General features: G+C 44.6%; 12 protein-coding genes. 11 read left to right on the top strand and 1 reads right to left on the bottom strand.

Annotation, left to right across the window (positions count from 1 at the left end; all coding sequences use genetic code 11):
- Window positions 1-112 precede the first annotated feature (112 nt).
- Entirely contained in the window at window positions 113-2,770 is a 2,658-nt protein-coding gene (locus tag CA598_RS15680) for a copper amine oxidase N-terminal domain-containing protein (RefSeq protein WP_094877113.1), read from the top strand.
- 232 nt (window positions 2,771-3,002) lie between these two features.
- Complete coding sequence (locus tag CA598_RS15675) at window positions 3,003-5,246, top strand: helix-turn-helix domain-containing protein (protein ID WP_094877112.1); 2,244 nt, start codon at window positions 3,003-3,005, stop codon at window positions 5,244-5,246.
- 68 nt (window positions 5,247-5,314) lie between these two features.
- Here the strand turns inward: CA598_RS15675 and CA598_RS15670 are convergent, their stop codons facing one another.
- Window positions 5,315-6,199: a carbohydrate ABC transporter permease gene (locus CA598_RS15670; RefSeq protein WP_094871828.1), complete on the bottom strand. Its 885-nt coding sequence runs from the start codon at window positions 6,197-6,199 to the stop codon at window positions 5,315-5,317.
- 305 nt (window positions 6,200-6,504) lie between these two features.
- Here CA598_RS15670 and CA598_RS15665 point away from each other — a divergent pair, with 305 nt between their 5' ends.
- From CA598_RS15665 to CA598_RS15625, 9 genes are all read left to right on the top strand, one after another.
- On the top strand, window positions 6,505-7,440 hold the full coding sequence (locus CA598_RS15665; protein WP_373455834.1) for an ABC transporter permease: 936 nt from the start codon (window positions 6,505-6,507) through the stop codon (window positions 7,438-7,440).
- 88 nt (window positions 7,441-7,528) lie between these two features.
- The gene (locus CA598_RS15660; RefSeq protein WP_094877111.1) at window positions 7,529-9,076 is read left to right on the top strand and encodes an extracellular solute-binding protein; all 1,548 of its coding nucleotides are present in this window, start codon (window positions 7,529-7,531) and stop codon (window positions 9,074-9,076) included.
- Between the two features lie 99 nt (window positions 9,077-9,175).
- Complete coding sequence (locus CA598_RS15655) at window positions 9,176-10,333, top strand: glycoside hydrolase family 88/105 protein (RefSeq protein ID WP_094877110.1); 1,158 nt, start codon at window positions 9,176-9,178, stop codon at window positions 10,331-10,333.
- A 5-nt stretch (window positions 10,334-10,338) separates the two neighbouring features.
- A complete protein-coding gene (locus CA598_RS15650; RefSeq protein ID WP_094877109.1) occupies window positions 10,339-11,709 on the top strand; it encodes a glycoside hydrolase family 28 protein in 1,371 nt (456 codons plus the stop codon).
- Window positions 11,709-12,602, top strand: coding sequence for a dienelactone hydrolase family protein (locus CA598_RS15645; RefSeq protein ID WP_094871822.1), 894 nt, complete (start codon window positions 11,709-11,711; stop codon window positions 12,600-12,602). The genes CA598_RS15650 and CA598_RS15645 overlap by 1 nt, the downstream gene beginning before the upstream one ends.
- Window positions 12,603-12,619: 17 nt before the next feature.
- The gene (locus CA598_RS15640) at window positions 12,620-13,585 is read left to right on the top strand and encodes a pectinesterase family protein (protein ID WP_094877108.1); all 966 of its coding nucleotides are present in this window, start codon (window positions 12,620-12,622) and stop codon (window positions 13,583-13,585) included.
- A 2-nt stretch (window positions 13,586-13,587) separates the two neighbouring features.
- A complete protein-coding gene (locus tag CA598_RS15635) occupies window positions 13,588-15,174 on the top strand; it encodes a glycoside hydrolase family 43 protein (RefSeq protein WP_094877107.1) in 1,587 nt (528 codons plus the stop codon).
- Between the two features lie 84 nt (window positions 15,175-15,258).
- Window positions 15,259-22,632, top strand: a complete 7,374-nt coding sequence (locus tag CA598_RS15630; RefSeq protein ID WP_094877106.1) for a pectinesterase family protein — start codon at window positions 15,259-15,261, stop codon at window positions 22,630-22,632.
- A 223-nt stretch (window positions 22,633-22,855) separates the two neighbouring features.
- On the top strand, window positions 22,856-23,770 hold the full coding sequence (locus CA598_RS15625) for an EamA family transporter (RefSeq protein ID WP_094877125.1): 915 nt from the start codon (window positions 22,856-22,858) through the stop codon (window positions 23,768-23,770).
- Window positions 23,771-23,874: the final 104 nt, after the last annotated feature.

The following is a 23,874-nucleotide window of genomic DNA, read 5'->3' as shown; positions in this document are numbered from 1 at the left end:
AGCTGAGTCTAGATTAAAATATTGTAACCAGTAAATCATGAAACTTTTATCTAGGTAGCAGCGTCAAAGGAGTAGGTAAAAATTGTATTCGTCATTCCAGGAGGGTGGATCTGTGAAGAAGTTATGGATTTCAGTATTAGTAGTTTTAGTAGTCTTACCGATGATGTTTCAATCCTCTGTGAAGGCTGCTACTCCGATCAGTATTATTATTGACGGGGTTCGATTGTCAACAGATCAAGCACCGGTTATGGTGAATGGGCGGACGATGGTGCCACTGCGGGCTATCTTTGAAGCTTTTAATGCCACCATCAAGTGGGATCAAAAAGCACAAACTGTAACCGCAACGAAAGATAATACAACGATTATGTTAAAGATTGGCTCAAAGACCGCCACCATTAACAATAAGGCTGTAACGCTAGACGTGCCTGGTTTGAATCTGAAGGGGAGAACGATGGTTCCAACAAGGTTCGTCAGTGAAGCACTGGGCCATGAAGTGGGATGGAACCCCAAGACACAAGTTGTAACCATAACAACTTCAACCTCGAACGTTGGAAATGCAGGGCCAGTATCCAACGTAGTAGCGCAGGATGTGAGTGATTTCGGTGATGGTCGTGATCTTCAGGTTAGCTTCACTCGAGCGGCGAATGAGTCACTAGTGGATCATTACCGTGTACTGATTGTGAAATCAGGCAATATTCTCAATCTGTCGTCCGCACAAACGATAGCCTCTTTCAATTATTCTACCGTATTACCAACAGGAACTAATCCTTCGATTAAATTGACTTCTGCTTCAAGGTCTGTTGATGGTGATTCAATTAAGAGTAATCAAGCGTATGTGGCTTATGTCTTGACGGTTGGCAAAGGAAGTAATGCCAGTACACTTTCTATTGGATCCTCCACTATGACACTAGTGAATAAGACTGTAGCGGCAATAAATAATGTACAAGTAAATGATATAAGTGATTATGGGGATGGAAGAGATTTATCCGTCAGCTTCAATAAACTGTCAGATGAGTCGAAGATAAGTTCTTATCGGATATTTGTTGTCAAAGCTACTAATTATTCGAATTTTAATTTAGCGGCAGCAAATAATGTGTCCAGTGCGAATTACACGCTTGTCAGCAAGACAGGTAATAATATCACGCAAATCTTATCTTCAGGAGCCAGAGATGTGGACGGAGCTCTTATCAAAACTGGTGTCAGCTACAGAGTGTTTGTCATAGCGATGGATAGCAGTAATGCAGCTAATCATGTGTTGTCATCTGTTTCCTCAGCAATTACACTGTCCAACATAGGGGTTTCTAACTTAAATGTTAGCGACGTTAACAACTATAATGATGGCCGAGATTTGAGGGTATCATTTACTCATGCGACGGACGAAACCTATATTAGCCAGTATCGTATCCTGGTAGTTCCAACGTCATATTACAGTAGCTTTAGTTTAGCTGAAGCTAATAATATATCCAGTGCCTACTATACAGCAGTGAGTACAACAGGTACTACAACCAATCAAGTATTGACTTCATCAACCAGAGATGTACGTGGAGCTTTGATAAAGAATGGAGTCAACTATAAAGTATATATTTTATCTATTGGAAGCAGTAATACTGGCAATGTGCTTTCGTCACCTTCATCGGTCATTACGTTGTTGAATGATTCTAGTGTGAGTATCGTCTCAAACTTGAGTGTTAGTGACGTTAACGACTATGGTGATGGACGAGATCTGAGAGTGTCCTTCACCCATCCGACGGACGAAACCTATATTAGCCAGTATCGTATTATGGTAGTACCCACATCCTATTATAGTAGCTTTAGTTTAGCTGAAGCGAATAATGTATCCAGTAGCAACTATACATCGGTGAGTACATCTGGGTCATCTACCAGTCAAGTATTGAATTCGTCAACTAGAGATGTTCTTGGAGCTTCGATTAAGAATGGAACTAGCTATAGAGTGTATGTGTTATCCATTGGAAGCGGGATTTATTGGGATTCGAATGCGCTCTCTTCCGCTTCATCGGTCATTACTTTGTTGAATGATTCTAGCGTAAAAGCCGTTACAAATTTGAGTGTCAGCGATGTAAATGACTATGGCGATGGCAGAGATTTGAAGGTGTCGTTTAGCCATGCCACAGATGAAACGTACATTAACCAATACCGAATTATGGTGGTGCCTACGTCATATTACAGCAGCTTTAGCCTATCCGAAGCTAATAATGTATCCAGTTCTAACTACACTTCGGTAAGTACATCAGGCAACAGTACCAGTCAAGTATTAGATTCTTCCGCCAGAGACGTACGTGGTAATTTGATAAAGGATGGAATTAGTTATAAAGTGTACGTGTTAGCTGTGGGTGGTAGTAATTATTCAGGTCCCAATGCATTATCCGGGGAGTCATCGGTCATTACGTTGTCTACGACTAAGAGCCCAGTGATCTCTGTAACCAATGTAACGTATAAAGAGGGCAATGGTAGAATCCTGATCAGTTTCGACAAATCCACCAATGAGAGCAATATTTCGGAATACCGAGTATTGGTGGTTCCGTCTAAACAAGGTTTTGGTTCAGCGGATGCTATTGAGGTGAGATCCTCGTATTATACGTCTGTAACCCCTAACGGGACGAATCCTTCAATATTCACTGCGACAAGGGATGTTAATGGAGATTCAATTGTTAAAGGTGTCAAATATAAGGTGTATGTTCTTGCTGTAGCCAATAATAGTGGTGTACAAAATGGTGGTCTTTCAAATTCAACAGAAGAGTTTGAAATATAACATCACTGCGTGAAATACGGATTTTTAGCCTGGCCATTCATGGTCAGGCTTTTCTTTTATGTACATAATTTTCTTGAGTTTCAAGAGGACTTGATGAAGCGGTTTTTACCGTTTTCATTGTTACATTATCCTCTGAAATATATAGGGTACTAATAATCGCATTAAAAACATTTGGTTTGGCCTAATGAAAGCGCTATAATTGAAAATAATTACATTCTTAAGGAGTCTACCGATGAAAAGAGGCAGAATATTCTATAAGATTTTTGTACCTATTCTGGTGCTGGGTATTGGCCTAGTCATTAGCTTCGGCAGCTATATTTATCTAACGACTATAAATTCAGTGATTGAAAGAGTGGCAGACGGCAAGCAAAGTTTAATAACACAAATTAAAAACACCTTAGAACAGAAAATTCAAACAATCGAATACGCTTTTAATACTTACAGTACGACTAGTTCTTTTAGGGAAGTCGTTCAGAATCCAATTACGGAGCGGGATTTTGAGGCGTACCGGGATATTAACTCTCAGCTTAATTATATTGCTACGATGGGAATGGATTTCGTAGACTATTCTTTAATTAGTCTGGAGCAGAATTGGCAAATCTCCAATGGTAAGCTCTCGCATTTATCGAAAGAAGAACGTAATACTCTGTATGAGAGCTATATCGATAATCGAAGCCGGGGATTATTCTGGATTAAGACGGATAAAGGCATCCGGTTTGTAAATACCTTGCCAGTATTTTCACAAACCAAACAGGCGATTGCCTTATCTGATATCTCACTTCAAACCTTACATAACACGCTTCAAACGGAAGGAAACACCCCGGTATATATTCTTAACCGGGAGGGAGAGCTTTTATATGAGTCCGAAACGGGGAAATCCTTACTATCAAGTAGGCAATTAGGACATATCACGTATGTTGCTGGCAGCGGAGGTACTAATGGAGCGATTGCTCTGGAGAGGGCCGACCACCAATCGATGAAGGCGATTTACGCTAAATCTCCCTACAATAATTGGGTTTATGTAACCTTGTTGGATCAACGTGAAATCTCCGATGCCTTAAAGACAACAAGATACGGGATTGTAATGATGGTACTACTAATCACACTGTTGATCGTGATCATCGCTTACGTGATCTCATTGTATTTCACCAAGCCCTTCCGGCAGATTCAACGTATTTTGCCAGTCAACTCTCAGCTGGAGCCTAAAAATGAGGTGGATTGGATTATCAGCTCTATCGATACGATTTTATCGGAGAAGGAAAGTCTTGAGAGTCTCATTGAATCTGAAATGCCTCAGCTGGAAACCCAGTTTATTCTCAATTTATTCCGTAACCGGATATCGCCTGAGGAGCTCAAGCAGGGTATGCAACGCTTCGGTCATAAGCTGTCAGAGGATTCTGTGTACGCCACCTTATTGATTCAACTGGATAACTATGGTGAACGTCAGGCGATTGATAAAGATCTTTTACTTGTTGCGGTTAACAAGCTGGTAGAAGAAAGGATTCCGCAGGAGGATCGGATGATCCCTATTCTATTAAACGACCGCACGCAAGCGACCATTTTGATCTTTGAGGGAACGAATGAACAGGAGAACAGGAGGCAAGTATTAGAATATGCTAAGACGATAATTCGAACAGCTAGAGAGGTCTTAAAACTATCTGTCAGCGTCGGAATTAGCAATTTCTACGATGATTTATTATTAAGCAAGGAAGCTTGTGAGATGAGTAAGCAGGCGCTACATCATCGGTTAAATCTGGGGAAAGAGTCAATTATTTTCTACGAGGATATATCGAGAGTGATCTCAGGCCCTGTTCTCCTTTATTATCCGTCTGAGTTAGAGTCACAGCTATTTGATGCGATTCGGATTGGGGATGAAGAACAAGTCTCACGTTCTCTGTACCCACTGCTGGGAGAAATGATGAAGCATAGCAAGAATCCTCTGAATTTCGAAGTCACATTAATTCGTTTCGTAAACAATCTGATACAGCTAGAGCAGCTGCTAGGTGTTGAGGTTCTGTTGACGGAGGATAATTATACGTTGTACCACCGATTATTAGACATCCGTAACCCGGAAGAAATTGAACGTATCCTGGTGAAGGAAGTTATCCATCCGATGGTCTCAAGCGTAAAGGAGAAAACCGACCGTCAGTTCCGCCTCTTGTCTGATAAAATTGCAGTGATTGTCCGTTCTGAGTTCGATCAGGATCTGTCCCTGGAATTAATCGGAGATCGCCTTCATTATAGTCCTAACTATTTAAGCAGTATTTTCAAAAAGGAATACGGCATGACGTTTAGCGAGTATGTGATGAACTATCGATTAGAAATGGCTAAAAAGTGGCTGGTGGAGACCGATATGACCATTAAAGAGATCGCCGAACGATTGCAATACCATAATTCTCAGAACTTTATTCGATCCTTCCGTAAAAAAGAACATGTAACCCCTGGCGCTTACCGCAACCTGAAACAGGACAAGTAATTGATTAAATCACAAAAACAGCCAGCCTCCAGATTATGGGAGCTGGCTGTTTCGCATCTTATGGAAGCTTAGCCTTTAACAGAACCGAGCAAAGCTCCTTTTGTGAAATGCTTCTGTACAAAAGGATAAGCAATCAACATTGGAACGGTAGCGACTACGATTACCGCCATTTTGATAGTTTGTGCAGGCGGGAGAATATCGACCGAAGCATTATCACCCTGCATACCACTAGAGACGATTACGATCTGACGCAGAAGCACTTGAATTGGCCATTTCGTAGAATCTGTCATATATAAAACTGCACTCATATAAGTGTTCCAGTAAGCTACCCCGTAGAATAGGGAGAGCGTCGCGATAGAGGGCAGCGCTAGTGGAAGCATGATTTTGAACAGAACACCAAAATCATTGGATCCGTCAATCTTGGCGGATTCCTCGAGTCCTTCCGGCAGAGCCTGAAAGAAGTTGCGCATAATGATCAGGTTAAAGGCATTGATCGCAACCGGCATAATCATGGACCAGTAGGAGTCGATGAGCCCGAAATATTTGACCACGAGAAAAGTGGGAATCATCCCCCCGCTGAACAGCATGGAGAACACGACTACAAAATTGATAAAATCTCTTCCATATAGATACTTTCTAGATAACCCATAGGCCATTAAAGCAGTAAGAATCATACTTACAACAGTCCCTGCTAAGGTTACACCGATGGATACACCTAACCCTTTAAAAATCGTGGGCGTTGACAGTATATAACGGTAAGCATCCAGAGAGAAGGTTGTTGGGAACAGGATAAACCTCTTCTCTACCACTTCCTGCGTTGAAGCAAAAGAGCTGGCAAACACATTGACAAAGGGTAAAAGACAGATGAGGGCAATGAGCGAAAGTAGTGTGGTATTTACAATTGTAAACAGCCGGCTGCCCAAAGTTAATTTTTTAAAAGATGGTTGCGTCATGCAGTTATCCTCCTTGTAATCGTTTCAATGAAACTTTATCAGGGGTCTGTTATTCCGTATATAATCATTAGCTTGGGCTTTGTTCTGGGCATGAAAAGCGTGCGGAATTGCAGATGATCCTTATGTATTGTAGTAATCACTATAAGAGGTGGAGGAACGAAAAAGCTTATAACCACGCGGATTTCGTAGTATCAGTATCTGAAGATTATATACGTAATGGACGAATGATCGTAATCTGAGAATCGTAAGGAAACGCGATCAAGGAGGCCGATCAGGTGAAAGAGGCAAACGTCACCATGCTGAACATGAAAGTCAAACCAGTGAGGAAAAAGCGAACAGGGCATAGCTGGCTGAGTTTAAAAAGAAACAAATTATTGTATCTGATGATACTGCCGGGGTTTCTATATTTTGTTATTTTTAAGTACCTGCCTATGGGCGGTCTTATTATTGCCTTTCAGGATTATCAGCCGTTTCTGGGCATAGCAGATAGCCCCTGGGTTGGGCTTAAGCATTTCGTCCGATTGTTTACCGAACCAACCTTCTTTATGCTATTGAGTAATACGTTAATCTTATTTGCCTTAAATATTGTTATCTTTTTTCCGCTCCCGATTATACTGGCGTTGATGCTCAATGAGGTTCAACACAAGCTGTTCAAAAACACCATTCAAACGATTATTTATATCCCCCATTTCATGTCATGGGTGATCATCGTCTCCATTTCCTATGTATTTATGAACGTGGATGGAGGGGTGCTGAATGAGATGATGGCCGCGCTCGGGATGCAAAAAATCAGCTTCCTGACTTCTCCAGAGTGGCTGCGTACTGTGTACATTGGACAGATCATCTGGAAAGAGATTGGCTGGTCGACGATTATATATCTGGCAGCCATTACTGTAGTAGATACCCAGTTATATGAAGCAGCTGAAATGGATGGAGCAAGCAGATTGCGCAAAACATGGCATATCACCTTGCCAGCGATTCGACCCATTATTATCACCTTACTTATTTTGAAGATTGGTCATACGCTGGATCTAGGCTTTGAACATATGTACTTACTGATTAATTCATTGAACCGCGAGGTTGGAGAGATTTTTGATACCTACATTTATACCGCGGGCCTAAAGAACGGCCAGTTGAGTTTCAGTACCACCGTAGGTTTATTTAAAGGTGTGGTTGGCTTGGTTCTCGTGATTCTGTCGAACAAGTTGGCTAAGAAAATCGGAGAAGATGGTGTTTACTAACTTGTACAGGACTCTAATTCATGCTTCTGTCTTTTAGGCAGAGGTGGAAGATAAAACAACAAATACATTTAAAAAAGGGGTAATGTTGATGAATCGCAATTACAAGAAACTTGCAGCCTTAATGCTGTGTAGCGGGCTGTTACTCACTGCATGCGGAGGAGGCAATAACGCGAAGGAGTCAAATTCTTCAAATGGGGGAACGAATTCAGCGGCTAAGACGACAGCGACACCAGCTGATGTTTTAGAGTCTAAAGCAAAGATTAGCTGGCTGAACATCCTGCAGACTCCGACTCCACCTACAAATACTGTTCTGGACAAAATAGAAGAAGCTACGAATACAGAGATTGAATTCTCATGGATACCCGATGCTTCCAAAGAAGAACGGATTAATACATCGCTAGCCTCCAATTCCTTGGCGGATATCGTTACCCTGACTATCCTTGATAATTCCTCGGTACGTAACGCTTTAAAGGCGGGGATGTTCTGGGAAGTAAGTCCTTATCTGGATGAGTTCCCGAATCTGGCAAAGATTTCACAAGACACACGTACCTCGGCCTCCATTGGCGGTAAATTGTATGGGGTTCCCTTCCAAAAGCCGTTGGCGAGAAATGGTGTGGTCATTCGTAAGGATTGGCTGGATAAGCTGGGATTGCAGGTGCCAAAAACAACCGATGAATTGATGGAAATTGCGAAAGCGTTTACCGAGAAGGATCCTGACGGAAATGGCAAGAAGGACACTACAGGGTTTATGGATCGTAGCGATCTTATTTATGGAGCCTTCAAGACCCTGGGTTCCTACTTTGGAACACCAAATATATGGAGTGTAGACGACACAGGGAAAATGACACCTGAATTTGACACAGATTCCTATATTAAAACCATGGATTATATGAAAGCACTCTATGATGGCGGCTATATTAATCAGGATTTCGCTGTGACAGCTAAAACAGATCAGCAGCAGAATTTTGCACAGGGGAAGGCCGGAATTTATGTTGGAGCTCTGTTTGATAGCAAGAACCTGTTGAATTTGGCTAAAGGCATTCAGGATAATATGGATTTAGTCATGGTTAACAATATCACCTCCACAGGCAATGAAGCAGATCGCGCAATTTGGTCCGCTAACAACGGAATCGGTGGACTGCTGTCTTTCCCAAAATCCGAGGTCAAGGATGAAAATGAGCTTAGACGGATATTGAAATTTATTAATGATCTCATGAATGAAGAGGTCTACGCTTTGATGACCTATGGAATTCAGGATGTTCATTACACCATCGATGCGGATCAGGCCGTTACCATTAAAGATACAAATCTGTGGAAACAGGAGGTTCAGCCATTTGCAGGCTCCCGTCCTTTAGAGTTGGGATTCACTATTCATGATGCTGATCCGCTCAAAGTAGAAGCCGAGAAGCTGATCAAGGAGAATGCCGATTATGCTGTACTGAATCCTGCTTACTCGCTGGAGTCGGAGACGTTCTCAACCCAAGGTTCTGAACTGCAGAAGATTGTGACAGATGCTACTTATAAATATATTCTTGGCAAAATCAATGTGGAGGAGTATAAGGCTGAGATTGAGAAGTGGAAGAAATCCGGAGGCAGTAAGGTGATTTCTGAATATGAGGCTGCTTATAAAGGGTAAACCCTTAATTAATACAGACTACAGGATAAGAAAATAGTGAATGGGTCCTAAACGAAAGTGAAACGTTTAGGACCATATTTATTCAAACAGGAGGAAGAAATGGCCGACAACATTGCAGTTAGAAGTACCAGCTGGGGTATCCGTATGGCTGATTCAATCATGGAACGAACACCAAGACTATATAACGATAAAGGATATCATGGAAAGTGGTCATATGATTATGGCGTCATTTTGAAGGGCTTTGAGCTACTATGGAGACAGACGGGAGAGCCTAAATATTATCAATATATCAAAGATAATATGGATTATTTTATAGAAGAGGATGGCTCAGTGAAGGGTTACCACTTGGGTGAACACAACATTGATCATCTAAATAACGGAAAGCTACTGTTTCTTCTCCATAAAGAAACGGGGCAGGAGAAATATAAAAAGGCTGCAGATTTGTTAAGGAAGCAGATAACAACGCATCCTCGAACCTCGGAAGGTGCGTTTTGGCATAAGAATATATATCCGTATCAGATTTGGCTAGACGGCTTGTACATGGGCGCGCCCTTCTATCTGGAGTATTTACTAGAATATGAAAGCGGAAAGGGTCTGGATGATGTGACCCGGCAATTTATTCTGTGTGAGCGTCATACCAAGGATGCAGAGACAGGTCTTATGTTCCACGCCTGGGATGAAAAGCGGGTACAGCCATGGTGCGATCCCGAAACGGGATTGTCTCCCAATTTCTGGGGGCGCTCGTTAGGCTGGTATGTCATGGCGCTGGTGGATGCACTTGCTTTACTCCCTGCGGAACATGCGGATTACGATGAGTTAGTGCGTATTCTTACCGATACGTTGACATCCCTTCGTAAGGTTCAGGATGCTGATTCCGGAGTTTGGTACCAGGTAGTAAACATGGGCGATCGTAAGGGCAATTATCTGGAGGCTTCAGCTTCTAGCATGATTACCTATGCTTTGGCTAAGGGCATACGGCTCGGTATACTGAATGCCAGCTGGTTCGAAATGCTTGACCATGCCTATCAGGGTCTTCTGACGGAATTTGTAATGGAAACGAGGCAAGGCTGGGTCAACTTGAACAAGAATTGCCAAGTCGCAGGACTTGGAGGAGATGATCGAAGAGATGGTACGTATGCCTACTACATCAGTGAACCTATCATTACCAATGATCAAAAAGGGCTTGGCGCATTTCTTCTGGCTTGTGGTGAGTACGAATATTTGCAGCGTCCTGCCGTGATGAAAGGGAGCGAGTGAAGCTTATGACTTACTACAATATAGTACATTATGGAGCACACTCTAATAGTACGGAGTCTTCGACGGAAGCTATTGCTAGCGCTATTCAGGCAGCAAGCGAAGCTGGAGGAGGAATAGTTTATGTTCCTTCTGGCACTTATCATACCGGTGCAATCTTTATGAAGAGCAACATTGAGCTACAGCTTAGCCATGGAGCCGTACTTCAATTCAGCTCTGATCCGAACGATTATCCCGTGATGGAGTCTCGCTGGGAGGGAGTAAAGCAGAAAGTTCATGCTTCTTGTATTTTTGGGATCAATCTAGAAAACGTATCGGTTACGGGTGCAGGCAAGCTGGATGGAGGGGGAGCATCTTGGTGGGATAAGATACGTAATTCCCCCGAGTCGCTGATCTTTCCTCGCCCGAAGCTTATCAGCTTCGATAACTGCCGTAGAGTAACACTTAGAGATCTGACACTTGTGAACTCCCCTAGCTGGACTGTGAATCCTATCTGTTGCCAAGATGTTACGATAGATAATCTGTCGATTTTTAACCCGGCGGATTCGCCCAATACGGATGGCATTGACCCAGAATCCTGCGTGAATGTCCGGATCAGCAACTGCAATATTGATGTAGGTGATGACTGCATTGCCATTAAAGCGGGAACAGAGGAAACGAAGGAGCGAATCGCCTGCGAAAATATTACGATTACGAACTGCACGATGATCCATGGACATGGCGGGGTTGTATTGGGAAGTGAAATGAGCGGGGATATCCGTAATATCGTTATTAGCAACTGTGTATTCAAACAGACGGATCGCGGTATTCGGTTGAAATCTAGACGTGGACGCGGAGGTGTTGTCGAAGATATCCGTGTTAGTAATATCGTGATGGATGACGTGATTTGTCCGTTTATCCTTAATCTTTATTATTATTGTGGTTCTCGTGGGAAGGACAAATATGTGTGGGACAAAAATCCTTATCCGATTACCGAGGAAACGCCTTGCTTCAGACGTATTCACTTTGCCAACATTACTGCTCGGAACGTTCATGCTGCTGCTGGTTTTATATACGGTCTAGCAGAGCAGTATATTTCGGAGATTACCTTCTCAGATATTGATATATCGATGGCAGAAGACGCGATTCCTGGTCGTCCGGCAATGATGTCTGGGATTCAGGATATGAGTAATCGCGGGTTCTATCTTGGCAACGTAAAAGACATCCGCTTCCGCCAAGTAACGATTGAAAATCATGAGGGACCTGCTTTTTATATTGAAAATGGAGAGGCGATTGACATTAGCGGCTGCCAGTCTAAAAACACTCGTAAAGTGGAGGAGTTAGTCCAACAGGTGACCGTCGCTCCTTCACAGGAAGATTTGAGCGGGCGGGAAGACTGATGCTAGAACAGGATAAACTTACAGCTCTGCTTGGCGATCTTCCAGAGAACAGGCCGATTTCTGTGCAGCTGTTATGTGTAGAGGAAAGGGACGGCTATCGGCTAGAGACGCTTTTGCTGGATTTGAATGGTATAGAGAAGGTTCCGGCATATGTTGCACTTCCGCTTGAACAGCAGGGTCCTTTTCCACTCGTTATCTTCAACCATTCCCATGGAGGGAATTATGAGAATGGACGGAATGAATTCATTTGCAGCAGTCCTTATCTGCAGCAGCCTTCTTTTGCAAAGACGCTTACGGGTATGGGATATGCTGCTTGCTGCATCGATGTGTGGTGCTTTGGTGAACGGCGGGGCAAAACTGAAAGTGAGCTAGTGAAGGAAATGCTCTGGCAGGGTCAGGTCTTATGGGGAATGATGCTGCATGACTGCCGACGTCTGCTTGACTATATGTCTGAACGGCCTGATATAAACGCCTCACGGGTGGCGACGATTGGAATGTCTATGGGTGGGCTGATGTCTTGGTGGCTGGCTGCGCTGGACGAACGAATTAAGGTAACCGTTGATATATGCGGACAGGTAGATGCTCATACCCTAATCGCCAAAAGAGGACTGGACCATCATGGGTTCTATTCTTATGTTCCAGGACTGCTGAAGCATTATACCACACTTGATATTCAGTCGAGAATTGCCCCTCGTCCTCGTATGAGTCTGACGGGTCGCAATGACCGGATGTGTCCGCTCGAAGGGGTAGAGCTTTTAGCCTCAGGCCTGCATGAGAAGTACCGAATGGCAGGGAGTCCAGAGAACTGGAAACCAATGATATCCGGTAGCGGACATATGGAAACCCTGGAAATGCGGGTAGCTTGGAAATCGTTTATGACCAAGCATTTATAGGATGAGAGGGATGCTCTTTGCTGGTGGGGAAAGAAGATTTTTGCGATTATCATACCCTTCAAGAGGCTGTTGATGCTCTTGAAGAGCAGATTCCAATTCAGCCTGAAACCTTATATATCTTGTCAGGCCTCTATGAAGAAGAGGTGCGAATTTACCGTTCGGACCTAACCCTTATTGGAATAGGGGCGGTTGAGATTCGGATGAACCGTTATGCCACGGAGAGGGATGAATACGGAGAGGAAATTGGCACGTTCGCAACCCCGACCTTATTTCTGGGCGGGCGTAGGCTGACACTGGAGAATCTGATCATTTCGAATACGGCTGGACAGGGAGATACAGTCGGGCAGGCCATTGCCCTATATGCTCACTGTGATGAAGCGGTTTTTCGTTACTGCACCTTTAAAGGGCATCAGGACACTTTGTTTACGGGGCCGTTACCGTCTGCTTCGAAGAAGGGAGGAGGATTCGGTGGTGTCCCCTTGAGAGAACATCATGCCCACTATCGTCAGATGTACCAGCACTGCCGAATTGAAGGGACCGTGGATTACATTTTTGGTGGCGCGACAGCATGGTTTGATCATTGTGAGTTGCACAGTTTGCAACGTTCTAATGGCGAGCCGGGTTATATTACCGCAGCTTCCACACCAAAAAAATCTGAGTACGGTTATATTTTCAACGAATGTGTATTGACTGCATCAGACAATGTAAGGGATGTCTATTTAGGCCGTCCATGGCGGGAGCATGCCGCTACCGAGTATGTGAATTGTCTGATGGGGAGTCATATTCATCCTGAGGGATGGAACGACTGGGGAAATGCAGCGAATCGTAGAACGGCCCGCTATCGAGAACACGGGATCCGGAATGCCAACAGCTTGAAGCGTCAGCGAGTGGAATGGGTGCAATATTATGAAGCGGAAGACGAGATGCCAAGTGCGAATGTAGTTTTCAAAGGAAATAATTTCTGGAATTCGGAAGGAGCATAACAATGATTACAGACAATATACAAACCGCAGTTATCCGCAATCCGGTATTAAGAGGGTTTAATCCAGATCCATGTATCGTAAGAGCAGGGGAAACTTATTATATCGTCGTCTCCTCGTTTGGCTGGTTGCCTGGTGTGCGTGTGTATCAATCAACTGATTTGGTGGAATGGGAGCATTGTACAGATGTACTAACCCATCAGGTAAATCTGCGTGGCAATCCAAACAACTGTAGTATTTGGGCACCACAGCTTAGTTATAATGAAGGCTTGTTCTATCTGATCTATACCGACGTAAAAAGTACCAAAAGGCCCTTTAAAGATTGCCACAACTTTCTGATGACTGCGAAGTCAATCGAGGGTCCATGGTCTGAGCCGATTTATCTGAACAGCAGCGGGTTTGATCCTTCTCTGTATCATGATGAGGATGGGCGAAAATGGCTGCTGAATGAGCTGTGGGATTACCGCATCACAGAAGGCAATAAGTCTTGCGGTATTGTGATTCAGGAATACGATCCTGAGCAGCGTCAATTAAGGGGAGAGTCCGTTAAGATCTTTGATTGTACATCGCTCAAGAAGACGGAAGCACCACATATTTACAAGCGGGAAGGCTATTACTATTTAATTACGGCGGAAGGGGGCACCGGATCAGGGCACGCGGTAACCGTGGCGCGATCTAAAGCGCTACTCGGACCGTATGAGGTCGATCCGCTCAATCCGATGTTAACCTCTCGGAATAATCCTGAACTTCCGCTTCAATGCGCAGGCCATGGAAGTCTAGTTGAGACACCTGATGGGGAGTGGTACATGGCTCATTTGTGCACCCGTCCACTGGAAGGTCAGTTCGCCATTCTGGGGAGAGAGACAGCTATTCAGCAGGTGTATTGGAATGAGGACGGCTGGCTAAGACTAACCTCTGGCGGAAATACACCGCTACTAGAGGTGCCTGCACCTAAAGGGACGCAAGCATGCAAACAAGCGCAGATAATTGCGTTTGAAGATGACTTTAACGGTCCAGAGCTGAAGAAAAACTGGAATACATTACGAATTCCTAGGAATGAAAGCTGGTGTTCTCTAGCTGAAAGACCGGGATGGCTAAGGATCAGGGCTGGGGAATCGGTACAAAGTCTATTTGAGCATCATATTCTGGCTATTCGTCAGACCGATAAGAGTTTCCGTGCAGAAACAGCGCTTGAATATGAACCGTCTAGCTATCTTCAGATGGCGGGGCTGCTCCTATACTTAAATGAAGATAACTATCTGTATGCGTACATCAGTCATGAAGAAGGGCTTGGAAAGGTCTTGCGGTTAATGCGTTGTGAGAGGGATGAGTTCACTGCGGAACCTGTAAGGATTGGACTGAAAGCGGGAGAAGCACTTCGAATCGCAGTTGAGGTGAAGGAAGTAACGGGTCAATTTATGTATCAAACCAGTGAGGATACGGAGTGGAAGCTGCTTGGCGATCCACACAATATCAGCTTCTTATCGGGTGGTTTCACTGGAAATTTTGTTGGGATTGCAGCGCATGATATGCAGCAGTCTGGTGGCAGCAGTGCTGATTTTGCTCATTTCCATTATCAGGGCAAGGAATAAACACGGCTTCACTAAGGAAGGGGTTCTGCTTCAAATGGATCAGGCCCCTTTCCTATTCCAATAATAGATAGTAGGAGGTCTTGTATGAAGAGGAAATGGTTATCTGGGGCGCTGGTCGCAGGTCTTCTCGCAACAAGTATACCGTTTGGGGGTGTTGAGGCTGCATATTTGGAAGCGCTTCCTGCCTTTCCCGGCGCGGAAGGTGGCGGGAAATATGTAACCGGTGGAAGAGCTCAATCTGTGTATGAAGTGACGACGCTGGCTGATTACGGTCTCAAGGAAACACCCATTCCAGGTTCTTTCCGCGATGCGGTAAGCCAAAGCAATCGGACTATTGTCTTCCGTGTGGGAGGGACCATCCATCTGAAGGAATCCCTCAAGATTACCGGCTCCAATCTGACGATTGCCGGGCAAACGGCTCCAGGTGACGGGATCACAGTTACCGACTACACAACATCTGTTGAGGCGGACAATATTATTATGCGGTATATGCGTTTCCGGCTAGGAGACCGGGTAGCTAGTGAAGATGATGCCTTTGGATCACGATACCATAAGGATATTATTATTGACCATAGCTCATTCAGCTGGTCCGTGGATGAAGTGGTCAGTCTGTACGATAACGAGAATACTACTGTGCAATGGTCGATATCTGCTGAAAGTATGCTGATGACTAGCCATCAAAAAGGTCGCCATGGTTACGGGGGGATTTGGGGTGGTAAAAATGCCAGCTATCTCCATAATTTAATCGCTCATAGTACGAGTCGTAACCCTCGATTACCTACGATCACCAAGCTGATTGATCTGACGGAGATGACCAATAACGTTATTTATAACTGGGGATTCGCCTCGACTTATGGTGGCGGAGCAGAGGATTATCGATATAACATTACTAATAATTACTATAAAAATGGACCAAACACCTACAGCAGTGTGAATAAACAATTGTTCGGGGAAGTGGCTCCAGAAACCAGATTGTTTATTGATGGGAACATAATGGAGGGGAGTCCGGAAGTTACTGCGGACAATTGGAAAGGTGTGCAGAAGTTCTCCAATATCTCTAAGCTTGCAGAGCCTGCAACGATGCCTAATCCGTATAAAGCGGTGTCAGCGGAGGAGGCTTACGTAAATGTACTGGCTGATGCGGGAGCCACTCTGCCTAGACGAGATGCCTATGATGCACGAGTCATTAATGATGTGAAGAACCGTACCGGGCAGCATATTAATTCTCCTATTGAAATTGGCGGGTATCCCGATTATCCAGAGACAGCATCAAGCGTGGTGGATAGTGATCATGATGGAATGGATGACGCATGGGAGCTGGCGAAAGGTCTGTCTCCTTCCGATCCTGAAGATCGCAATGGAACGACGCTTTCTATGGAAGGTTACACCAATCTGGAAGTATATTTGAATGATCTAATTATTCAAGGTGAAGCAGAGGGGGAGCACATAGATAATCCTGTAACCGCTATCAATTATCCTGCGAATAATCAAATCTTTGAGTCAGGTAGTAAGGTGAACGTAACTGCTTCTGCGAGTGATAGCGATGGAATTGCTAAAGTGGAGTTTATTGTAAATGGTGTGAAGCTAGGGGAAGATCTCACTGCACCTTACAGTTTCGATTGGAACAATGTTCAAGACGGGACCCATTACCTCGTTGTTCAGGCCATAGACCATAAGGGTCTTAAGACACAATCGGATAACGTGGCTATTCATGTTAATACAATAGGCTCTACGCTCCCGTGGACGTCAGTGGATATTGGCCATCCAGGGATTGCCGGACAGACCACACTTCATCCGGAGAGTGGCAAAATCACGCTCAAGTCGGCTGGACTTATCGGAGCAACTTCGGAAAGCGAAAGCGCGGTTGATAACTTTCACTTTGCTTATCAAACCCTGAAAGGCAACGGAGAAATTATCGCAAAAATTGATTCCGTGACACCGACTGATGATTATGCGAAAGCAGGAGTCATGATTCGTGATAGCCTCAAGGATAATGCCAAGATGGCTTTGCTGGCGATCCCTTATGTTAAATATGGCAAGAAAGGCGTTCTAATTACACGTTCTACTGAAGGGGCCAAGGTAATAAAAACCGAGCCAGAAAGCTTCATCAATACGCCTTATTGGGTTAAATTGGTTCGTCTTGGTAATGAAGTGACGGGCCTAATATCACCAGATAAGTTAACTTGGAGTAAGGTCGGTACAGTAAGTCTTGGTCTTAGTGACACGGTTTATTTTGGTCTTGGAGCCGATGCAGCAAAAGTAGACAACAAGGTTAACAGATATAATACTTCTGTCTTCAGTGGTGTGGAGCTAAATTCGCTTGGGGATAAGTTTCCGAGTGCTCCTCGTGTACTTACGGCAACAGCAGGCGAGGAGAAGGTGAAGCTGGACTGGGAGACGGTAGAAACTGCTCAGTCGTATAGTGTTAAACGTAGTGAGGTTTCAGGTGGTCCCTACAAGACGATCCGCACAGATGTCCTAGATAGCCAGTATAAGGATTCTGGATTGAGCCCAGGGAAAACCTATTATTACGTAGTTAGTGCGGTGAATGAGCTTGGAGAAAGCTTCGATTCCATGGAGGCTAGCGCTGCGCCTAACGGTGAGGCTGGGAATATTTATTACGTAGATGAGGACTATGAGCAGGTCGACGTGGGTGTGACTCCTGAATATTATGAGGTCACTCCGAAACCACAGACCGAAACGCAAAAGGTTATTGTATCTGCCACACCATCCGGCAGTAAGGGCAATACCTCAGCCAAAGTACTGGATGTGTATGATGCAGCAAACGGCAATGTGCAGTTTATCCGTAAATTCGTACCCATTACGGGTGCGTTAGTCATTGATACTGACTTTATGTTTGCGGCAGAATCGGGAACCTCAATATTCCTTCAAGCCCAGAGTACAGACGGAACCAAAACGGCGTTCTCTATCGAGAGCAGAAAGCCAACGCTTCCAGAGGATTCGAGCAAATTTACATTAACTATGAGCAGAGGAGGCAGCCAGTATCATCAACTGATGAGTTCCTATTCATTAAATCAGTGGTATAACCTTAAGCTGAAGGTCGATGTGAAAAATGATAAAGTTGAGGTATACATCGATAATCAGCTTGCCGGCGCATTTCCTTTTACAACTACGAATTTTGCCAGCTATGGTATTGGGCGTATTTTGTCCAAGACGCCGGGTGGAGGAAAAGGTCATTATTATTTAGATAATCTTAAAGTGTATGTTGAACCGATCAAAACGCCACTTGGTTTGACAGGTCTCCCAGGGAACGAAGCAGCTCAGCTGAAATGGCCTATTCTTGAAGGTGCGACTTCTTACAATATTAAGAGAAGCCTTACGAGTGGGGGGCCTTACGATACCATAGCCAGTGCTATTACAGAGACATCATATATTGATACAGAAGTAACTAATGAAACTACTTATTATTATGTGATCTCCGCGATGGCGCCTACGGGTGAATCAGGGAATTCTAATGAAATTAGGGTTATCCCATCCTCACTTGCGGTGAAATTGCCAGCGCCAGAGTCACTTGCTGCTGTAAGTCGGAATACTCAGCTAGATCTGAGCTGGGATGTGGTGGAGAATGCAGCAAGCTATTCTATCAAGAAGTGGAATGAAGCCATAAGCAGCTATGAAACTGTGGTAAAAGACATCGTCGGAACAACTTATCGTATTGGAGGACTAACCAACGGGCATGCCTATCGGTATGTTGTATCGGCGACAAATGTTGCCGGAGAAGGCAAAGCGTCGGAGCCTGTTATTGCCACTCCGGCAGCTCCTTTGGAAACGCCGGTGGTTTCCATTCAAGCTGGTGATGGTGCGATGACATTGAGTTGGGCAGTGATCGAGGATGCGAGCCAGTATATAGTTAAACGTGCTTTATCTTCGAACGGACCTTATGAAGTGCTTGGTGCTGATATAAGCGGCACAAGCTTTATTGACCGCAAGACAGTAAACGGCACGCCGTATTATTACAAGGTCCAGGCTACAGACGGTACCCGTAGTAGTCTGGACTCAGCTGTTACCCCAGCGGTTTCATACCAGAACTTCGGTCAGCCGCAGGCTCCACAAGAAGTTATGGCAGAGCCGGGCAACAATGAAGTTCGTCTAATCTGGAGCGCAGCTGATGGAGCGAGCAGCTACCAAATTGTACGCTCGGAGAGCGGGGGAAACTATGTGGTCGTAGCTGAAGGGATTGAAGCAGCAGGCTATACCGATAAAGAATTAACCAACGGTAATGCCTATCAATATGCGGTAATAGCCATCGGAGATAAGGGGGCCAGTGTTCCATCCGAGATGGTTCATGTCGTTCCAGCTCCTGTGATTATCGTGGATCAGAATGGGGCAGGAGATTATAAGACAATTAATGAAGCCATCCAGGCAGCGCCTGATAATAATGCCATAACCACGATTATTAAGGTAAAGAACGGCATCTATAATGAGAAGGTTCTAGTTCCTTCTAATAAGAAGAAGATCAACCTGATCGGGGAGAGCCGAGAGGGTACCGTTCTTGTTAATGGAGATTCAGCCAAAACCATCGGCTCAGATGGCAAAGAAGTGGGCACCAGTGGCAGCTATACACTGAAAGCTGCGGCAACAGATTTTACACTGGAGAATATGACGGTTCAGAATAGTGCAGGATTGAATGCTGGTCAGGCAGTTGCTTTGTATGCTGAAGGGGACCGGGGTGTATACCGGAATGTGAAGCTTCTTGGATATCAGGATACCCTGTTCGCGGATAAGGGGAGAGCCTATTTCGTCGACAGCCATATTCAAGGTACGGTAGATTTCATTTTCGGTAATTCTCCTGCGGTATTTGAGAATAATGTGATACAAAGTGCAGGTGCTGGTTATGTTACTGCACCTTCCACTGAATCAGGTAAGCCAGGCTATGTGTTCATCAACAATCAGCTAACAGCGAATGATGGTGTAGCTGCTGGAACAGTGGATCTGGGGAGACCCTGGAGAGATTATGGCAGCTCAATCTTCATCAACACGGAGATGGATGCACATATTCGTGCGACTGGATGGCATGAATGGTATGAAGGTCGATCCAAGACAGCACGTTTCTCCGAGTATTTGAGCTATGGTGAGGGAGGTAACGCATCTTTACGTTATAGCTGGTCTAAGCAATTAACGACAGAAGAGGCAGCAGCCTATACGATTCAAGCCGTTCTTGGTGGGAATGATGGATGGAATCCGCAGAAATCAACAATCTTGGTCAATCAAGCACAGCTTCCTGCGATACATGTGTCTTCAATTACAGTAAAGAGTAAAGATGGAGCCAGCAGCATTGATTCAGAGGGTGGGGTTTTGCAGCTGGCAGCTTCTGTTCTTCCAGAGAATGCGACGAATCCTAATGTTAGCTGGGCTGTGACTGATTCTGATGGTATAACCTCTACGGATAAGGCGGTTATTGATGAGAATGGTTTGCTTACAGCCAGAAAAAACGGGACGATTCAAGTGACTGCACGAGCGGCGGATGGCAGTGGAGTGACAGGAAGTCTAGAGATCAACATCAGTGGTCAAGGTGAACCTATAGCAGAATTACCTGTTGCAACGCTGAAAGGACCTGTTACCGTATCGTCAGGTCAAGCGTTTGCTTATCGTGTCGGGCTCACGAATGTAACTACTTCCGTCTACAAAGAAGTATATGCTGTAGACTTTAAGCTGGAATTCGATGCAACGGGTGTAGAATTTGTATCCGTCCAGACTATACCTGATGAATTGAGAATTACTCATATTGAACAAGAAACTCCAGGTCTAATAAGAGTTAGTATAACCGGGACCAAGGCAGAGAATGTCCTGACTGACGATGCAGAATTCGTGGAAATGATCTTTAAGGCCAAGAAGATGACCAGTGAAATGGCTGTACCGCTTGGATTTATCTCATTCCGCGGCTCGAACGCAGATGGCGAATTCGACATTCTGCACGAGGCACAGTCCATTGTTCGAATCATTCCGATATCAGTCTTGGAAATTAAAGTGGCAACCAAAGACAATGTGAGCCGAATTAAAAAAGGGGAGACCCTGCAGCTGCTGGCTACGGTCCTACCAGAACATGCATCAGATCCCTCGGTCATATGGTCGGTGGTCAATGAGGATGGATCTGCGGCTGAGCGCGCATCCATTACGGATGCTGGTCTGCTCAGCGCTATAGCAGCGGGTAAAGTAACTGTGAAAGCGACGGCCAAAGATGGCTCAGATGTTGCAGGTATAATGTCTATTGAGATTATTGCGGATACTCAGATTTCAGAATCAGGGGATACGTCTTCATCATCAACAGTGGAGCCGAAGAAATTACCGGAAGCAGCAGTGAACGCAGGGAGAGTCATTCTTTCTGTGACAGCAGATACGAAGGGCAAGGCTGTTGCGAAGATCACGGCGACTATTCTACAGCAAGCCATAAACTCGATGCAGAGCGGAGGGTTAAGCATTGAAGTGAAGCCATCCGCGGACAGCTCGGTGGTTGAACTGACCCTACCAGCTCATGAACTGGCACAAGCTGCAACAAATGGTATGCAGTCATTGGAAATAGATATGGGTCTGTCCACCTTCAGAATAAATGCTGATCTGCTTCGTGCAATGGCTGTTTCTGACGCTTCGAATATTAAGCTTGTAGTAGGCAGAGTGGATGCAAAGACACTGGTACTTCAGACCGATGTCGGGGATATTTATGAATTCACATTCTTTGTTGATGGTAAGCGATTTGATAGTTTTGGACGTGGACTGAAGGTAGGATTGGATTTCAAACCAAAGACGACTTCGGAAGTAGAGCAAATAGTAATTTACCAAATTCGTGCAGATGGGACAATGGAAGTCGTTAGAAACTCCCAATACAACGCAGGAATAGGGCAGATGATGTTTAGACCAGAGGATTCCAGCAGATTTACAGTAGGGTATGCAGAGAATTCTTTTAATGATATCGCTGGACTAGGTTGGGCACAAAACAGTATTCATGCTCTTGCAGCCAGAGAAATTCTGCAGGGAGTAGGAGATCATAACTTCGGACCACAGCTGGATGTAACTCGGGCACAGTTCCTGAAGATGCTGATGCTGGCTCTTGAACTGGATGATGCCAGCGCAGTAAGTACATTCCAGGATGTGGCGCTGAATGACTGGTACTATAGCTCTGTTGCTGCCGCCGCGAAGCTTGGTATTGTTCAGGGCAGACCTGATGGTACTTTCGGTGCCAATGAATCCATCAGCCGTGAGGAAATGGCATTGATGGCCTATCGTGCGGCACAAGTCGCCAAGCTTCCGGTAACGGGGTTAGGCGAGTCAGCTATTTTTACTGATGCATCTGGTATTTCGGGCTATGCGCTAGAGGCTGTTCAATCTATGAGAGGTGCAAACATCATTCAAGGAGTTGGCAAGGACAGCTTTGCACCTAAAGCACATGCTACTCGGGCTCAGGCAGCAGTGATTGTGTATCGGTTGTTTCAGTTATTGTAAACATTTCAAGTTGACACCCTGTGTGATTTATCATATTATAATTCGTATTGTTATAAGTAAATAAACCAAACTCTATCCAGTGGATGGAGTGGCGGAATTTTGTCAAAGATGTATTCTTTGGTTTCAGTCGCCCCTTGTCATTTCGATGACAAGGGGCTTTATTATGTGATTTGGACGGCTCAATAGGACGGTTCAACAGAAAGGAAAGAAGATTACGATGAATATGAAGTTACTCAAATATGCTTTACTAGTATTTATAGGAGCATGTAGTTATGGATCGCTGTCTACGATCGTTAAGCTTGGAATGAACGATGGATTTAGAATGCAGCAACTGGTCGGGTCGCAATACTTTTTTGGATGGTGCATGCTGCTCTTGTTAGTTGTTTTATTTTCCCGAAAAAAACTCGGATTAAAGGTCGGTGCTTCGTTATTAGGCGCGGGGATTACCATTAGTATGACGGGTATTTTCTATGGGTTTGCCGTTGAACAATTACCTGCTTCGATTGCGATTGTTCTCTTATTCCAATTTACTTGGATTGGTGTGATTCTGGAGGCTGTTGTAGATAGAAAATGGCCTAGTCGAGAGAAAATAATTTCAATGGTTATCCTTTTGATAGGAACCATATTAGCTGGGGGGATTCTAGAACCTAGTGTAGGCGAAATGACTACGAGTGGTATTGTTTTCGGTTTGATGTCTGCGGTGTCGTTTGCCTTTTATATTTTTGTCAGTGGGAGAGTGGCTACGCAGGTACCTGCTGTGAATAAAAGCTTGTATATGACTACAAGTGCAATGATTATTATTATGGTTGTTTTTTCCCCTTCCTTTATTTATGACGGAGCACTTACAGACGGACTTTGGAAGTATGGTCTTCCTTTGGGGTTGCTTGGTATAGTTATTCCTGTACTTTTCTTTTCTATCGGTGTTCCGAAGCTGGGATCAGGTCTGGGAACGATTCTTGGTGCGGCGGAGTTACCGGCAGCTGTAGTAGCCTCCGTGTTAGTCCTGCAAGAAGAGGTATCTCTACTTCGCTGGGTTGGAATTTTCGTTGTTCTGATCGGAATTTCTGCACCACAAATCATACCGATGCGAACAGGGAAAAAGTCACCCAAACGATCCTCCAAAACCGTCACTCCGTAAGGCAGAACTTTAAACTGTAAACTAGCATCGAAGATATGATCAGGTCCTTATAGGATGAGATCATCAATCGGTGTTTTTTTTTTGCAGAAAAAGATTGGTGTTAA

It is taken from the genome of Paenibacillus sp. VTT E-133291 (assembly GCF_002264395.1).
Lineage (GTDB): Bacteria > Bacillota > Bacilli > Paenibacillales > Paenibacillaceae > Paenibacillus_AQ > Paenibacillus_AQ nitricinens.
This window is presented reverse-complemented; position numbering and strand designations above follow the sequence as displayed.